The organism is Ruegeria sp. CK2 (assembly GCF_056536585.1).
Genome location: NZ_JBQFPW010000043.1, coordinates 1 through 5,114, shown reverse-complemented (window position 1 = coordinate 5,114; position 5,114 = coordinate 1). Strand labels below are relative to the sequence as shown.

At 52.9% G+C, this 5,114-nt stretch carries 5 protein-coding genes and 1 pseudogene; 1 reads left to right on the top strand and 5 read right to left on the bottom strand.

Annotated elements, in window-relative coordinates; all coding sequences use genetic code 11:
* On the top strand, positions 1-2,437 hold a 2,437-nt coding region (locus tag ACR0BU_RS24530; protein WP_480739539.1), incomplete at its 5' end, for a tandem-95 repeat protein.
* 452 nt (positions 2,438-2,889) lie between these two features.
* Here ACR0BU_RS24530 and ACR0BU_RS24525 read toward each other — a convergent pair.
* The 5 genes and pseudogenes from ACR0BU_RS24525 to ACR0BU_RS24505 all read right to left on the bottom strand — a co-directional run.
* The gene (locus ACR0BU_RS24525) at positions 2,890-3,318 is read right to left on the bottom strand and encodes a DUF5615 family PIN-like protein (protein ID WP_480739537.1); all 429 of its coding nucleotides are present in this window, start codon (positions 3,316-3,318) and stop codon (positions 2,890-2,892) included.
* 16 nt (positions 3,319-3,334) lie between these two features.
* Entirely contained in the window at positions 3,335-4,000 is a 666-nt protein-coding gene (locus ACR0BU_RS24520; protein ID WP_480739536.1) for a DUF433 domain-containing protein, read from the bottom strand.
* A gap of 183 nt (positions 4,001-4,183) precedes the next feature.
* Complete coding sequence (locus ACR0BU_RS24515) at positions 4,184-4,477, bottom strand: MafI family immunity protein (RefSeq protein WP_480739540.1); 294 nt, start codon at positions 4,475-4,477, stop codon at positions 4,184-4,186.
* Positions 4,469-4,609: pseudogene (locus ACR0BU_RS24510) on the bottom strand (transposase domain-containing protein); the annotation flags it as partial. The pseudogene ACR0BU_RS24510 and the gene ACR0BU_RS24515, both read right to left, overlap by 9 nt.
* A gap of 128 nt (positions 4,610-4,737) precedes the next feature.
* The coding region (locus tag ACR0BU_RS24505) for a hypothetical protein (RefSeq protein WP_480739535.1) at positions 4,738-5,114 on the bottom strand (377 nt) is incomplete at its 5' end.

The following is a 5,114-nucleotide window of genomic DNA, read 5'->3' as shown; positions in this document are numbered from 1 at the left end:
CAGCTACGATCCCACCAACGCAGCTAATGTTCGGGCTCTGGAGAGGGACCAGACCCTGACGGATAGCTTCACCTATACGGTCAGTGACGGCCATGGCGGGGAGAGCACCGCAACAGTCTCCATTGAGGTCATTGGAGTCAATGATCCGCCTGAGGGGCCATTTGCATTGGAGAATCGTTCTTCAGCAGAAGATGAGGCCGTTAGCTTTGCACTGCCAGAGAATGCATTCACGGATCCGAATGGCGATGCGCTGACCTTGAGTGCGACGCTTGCGGACGGTTCGGCCCTGCCGGACTGGCTGGTGTTTGATGCGGCTATGGAGAGTTTCTCGGGCACACCGCCCCAGGACTTCAATGGCATATTGAATGTCATGGTGACGGCGAGCGATGGCTCACTTGCAACAAGCGAAACATTCACGCTTGAAATCACACCGGTCAATGATGCTCCTGTCGCGGTTCATGATAGTGTTGGCGCGAGTGAATTCCGCGTTAATGAGTTTACCAATGACAATCAAAGGAACCCGAGCGTTACAGAACTCGCCAATGGCGGCTTCGTTGTAACCTGGGAGTCTTATGATGGGCAGCAGGGCGATGCTGATAGTGCTGCCATCAAGGCCCGCATTTTTGACGCCAATGGCGATGAGACCGTCAGTGAGTTTCTGGTCAATGAATTTATCGATGGCACTCAATGGGATCCAAGTGTCACAGCCCTCGACAATGGCCATTTCGTCGTCACCTGGGCGTCTGATGACGGGCAACAGGACGATAGTTCCAGTTATGCTGTCAAGGCCCGCATTTTCAATGCAGAGGGTGTTAAGATCACCAGCGAGTTTCTGGTCAATGAAGTTACCGATCACGATCAATTTTCCTCGAGTGTTACAGTGCTCACCAATGGCCATTTTGTCGTTACCTGGCAGTCTTTTCACCAGCAGCACGGCGATACGTCCGATTATACCATCAAGGCCCGCGTTTTTGACGCGAATGGCGATGAGACCGTCAGTGAGTTTGAGGTCAATGACTTTACCGATGACGATCAGCGGAACCCAAGTGTGACAGCATTGGAAAATGGCAAGTTCGTCGTCACCTGGCAGTCTTATGCAGCACACCATGGCGATCCGTCCGGTTATGCTGTCAAGGCCCGTATTTTCGATGCGGATGGCAGTGAGATCATCAGTGAGTTCCTGGTCAATGACTTTACCAATGGCTCTCAATGGCTTCCAAGTGTTACAGAATTGACCAATGGCAATTTCGTCGTCACCTGGCCGTCTCTTGACGGGCAACAGGGCGATACGTCTGGTTCTGCCATCAAGGCGCATATTTTTGATGCGAATGGTGATGAGGTTGTCAGTGAGTTTGTGGTCAATGAATTCACCGATGGCGATCAACAGCGCCCGAGTGTTACAGAACTCGACAACGGCAATTTCGTCGTAACCTGGGTGTCTGATGATGGGCAGCAGGGCGATATGTCTGGCTCTGCCATCAAGGCGCGTATTTTCGATGCGGATGGCAACGGGATCGTCAGTGAATTCCTAGTCAATGAATTTACCAATGACAATCAGGGCGATCCAAGTGTTACAGCGTTTTTCAATGAAGGCGTTCCAAGTGTTACAGCACTGGAAAATGGCAATTTTGTCGTCACCTGGCAGTCTCTTGACGGGCAACAAGGCGATACGTCTGGTACTGCCATCAAGGCGCGTATTTTCGATGCAAACGGTGTTGCTCAAGGTCCCACGCCAATCACAGAAGATGTTGTGACTTCGATTGATACCAGCACGCTTCTTGCCAATGACAGCGATGTCGAGGGGGATGCGCTCACGGTGAAAGAGGTTGATGCCGAAAGCGCGCATGGGGCCATCCTGACGCTGAACAGCGACGGGACCATCAGCTACGATCCAACCGGCGCAGATACTTTTCAGGCTCTGGCAGAGGGCCAGACCCTGACGGATACATTCACCTATACCATCGAGGACGGCAATGGCAGTGAAAGCACCGCAAGTGTTTCAATCGTTGTATACGGAAGAAACGAAGCGCCGATCTTTGGCACCGCTGGTGATGATACGCTGTCGGGCAACGCTGGCGATGACATCCTAAACGGCGGCGCAGGCGATGATTATCTGTATGGTAACGATGGCGATGACATCCTGAACGGCGGTGCCGGCAACGACCAGATGTGGGGCGGTGCCGGAAGTGACCAATTTGTTTTTGGCGCCAATTTTGGAAGAGGCAGGATAAATGACTTCGAAGACGGCATTGACCTTATCAAAGTTGATATCCCAGGTGTATCCTTTTCCGATTTGAGCTTAGTTGTTAATGCGGTCGTCTACCCGAACGGTCAGAGCGGCGTATTCTATGACATGTGGGTTTCTGGGCACGGATCTTTTACCATGAGCAATTATGGCGTGCAAAACCTGACTGAAGACGACTTCCTCTTCGTGTAGGGTAATCCGATTTCTAAAGTAGACTTGGACACCTTCATTATTGCGCATTGCAATGTCGACGGGAGCAAGAGTGCCCCGTCGATCTGATGGCAAAATTTGCTAAGGAGGCTGGGCAAGCTGCGAAGTAAATCGAGCCAAATTGTGTGAATGCTGCCACCGTGCTGGCGAGATGAACTGCGCGTATCAGCTTCGGATAGCACAGATGGGAGTCCCTCCAGAGGAATAGCCCGGAGCTTGATGTATAAGCGTCTGCCCGTGCCGCCTATTGGGCGCGCGGCTCCCACGTCTTCGCCAGCTTTAGGACGTCGAGCCGGACTACGGGAACGCCGGACGAGGAGGCCGCAAGGCGCGAACTCATGTCAACTCCGGTCAAAGTGTTACTCGGTTCGTCGTCCAGGAGCAACATCGCAGGCGCCACGGAAACATTGGGCCCAACTGGCGAAGCCCCGCATTCAAACCTTGTCGTTTGGAAAATCATAGACTCTGAGAACTACCTGCTCGACGTTCTCGGGGCTGGGATCGACTTCTAGTACTTTGTTCACGAGGTCACCGGGATTCCCGATATGTTTCAGTGCGGTTTGAAAGTATTGAATTTGACCACTTCTGCCAGAGTCTGTGGGTAGGTTGAGACAGACCAGACCCGCATGCAGCGGCTGGCCGACATAACATGGTGTTTGGCTAGTGCTACCGCTTCTTGGTCGAAAATCATCTGAGTTTCTAGTGACGAGTGTCCAGTCGTCATCGATGATAGCGTGCATTAGCTGGTGATCTTTCCAGCCTTGCATGCCGCGCCGGGTGACATGCGCGCTTTCAACATGGCCGGCTTCAATTGCCAGTTCGACCAATGCGATGGACAAGCACTCATCGATAAGAAACTTCACGAGTGCTCGCCTTCGATTAGTGCGCGCCCGCCAGATCGACTGTCTCTTCTGAGACAAGGCGTCGAGGCTTGGAGCCGACGCGAGGTCGCCCGGTTCGCGGGTGTGCTGTTGCGTAAAGCGCAGATGCTTCAACATCTTCGCGGCTCAAAGCCGGAAAATCTTCCAACGTGGTCTCCAGACCGTCTATGGCAAGTGCATCAGCAACCTCGTAAACACTGATCCGCGTTCCACGCACAACTGGGACGCCACCTCTCACATCCGGGTCTTCAATGATGCGATGAAACGCGTCGTTTAGTCTGTTCAAGCCAGCCATCGCCGCACTTACAGGCTCTCCCAGCGAGAGTATGACACAGCCGCTTTCAAACCGTAGGACCTTTGCATGTCCAGGCTCGTCTCGAAGACGGGGCCAGTTGTTCTTGGCGAATTTCTCAATCATTCGCATGGCTTCGAGCCGCATCCCCTTGCTCAGCTTGGAGCCATCGGAAGCACCAAAACTGACCATAGGAACGGCGTAAGCGCGCACTGCACGACGTGAGCCGAGCTTTATGCACACGGACTTGGGTAGCACGGCATCATCAATCAGGCGGTTGATCTTACGTGCGGAGACCCCCGTGACCGCGGCAGCCTCATTGATCAAAATCGCTTTGCTGGGCGAGATCGTATGTGCGTTCGGGTTTGTCATGTTTCATTCCTTAAAAAGTTTCCGAATGTCGGATGAGTTTAATGTACCCACTTTACGAGCGCTTTTCAAGGCAATCCCATCGGCCTCCACGAAGCGTCGAAGTGCTTCAAATTTCGCTAATCGCTCCTTCGGGTTAGCTACTCAAACGTATCCGTCCGACGATCTCGTTGGTTTAGGACTTGATCACTTTGCTTTCCAATGCTGCCAATATCTTGGGTTGATCCCGATGTCGTGTCCCAGTGCGGCAATTGTGTTTAACTCTTCCTTGGTTGAAACAATGTCGAACTCAGACAATTGATCACAGAGCATTTCGAATGCGACACCCGATTCAAGATTGACCGCCAACTCCGCATAGCCGTCAAACCATCGATCCTGCATACGTCCTCGGAAGAGGTTAATGAGAGTTACTGTTCGTCTTTCCAGGTCGCGTTGTTTCCATCGACCTGCGTCCCCTGAACTGCCGAAGCACCACGGCATCAGCTCACCCATGCGGTTGATCTTGTGATCCGGCAGGCGTTCCAGCACCCAAGCGAGCCAGGCTTCGGGATCGACGTCGTTCATCTTGGCTGTTTCGATAAGAGTATAGGCGATAGCAGCTGCTTTGCCGCCGCATAATCAATCCAACCAGATGAGCCACACTCTCTCTTAGATCAGAGCGCCATCTGTCCCAAAATCCCTGACGACGGACACGTTTACAGATGAAACACCGAATTAAGATTGAGAACATGCGCTGCGGCTCAAAACCTGTGACTGATCGCAAATCCAAAGTAAGGATTTTGATCCCCGCCTTGCGCGCGATATCCCGCGTTAAGCAAAACATCCGGTCCGGCCGCCTCCGAAGTGATCTGATAGGTCAGGCCAATATCTATCGGCCGCTCTGAGGATGTAATGTCGACAGTTTGAGAGGTTCTTGTCACACCGATGCTTTCCTGACCAGCCGCCGCTGCGACCCTGTCTTGAGGGAGGTCGATCGAGATCTCGCCGGAGGAGATCTGGAGCGGACTGGAGACAGACAAGCTCATGGTACCCGGACTACCGAGAAAATGCTGCTGGCTGATTGAGACTTTGCCAGCACGCCCCACCAGGTTTTCGCCGCCAGTGATCAAACCTTCTT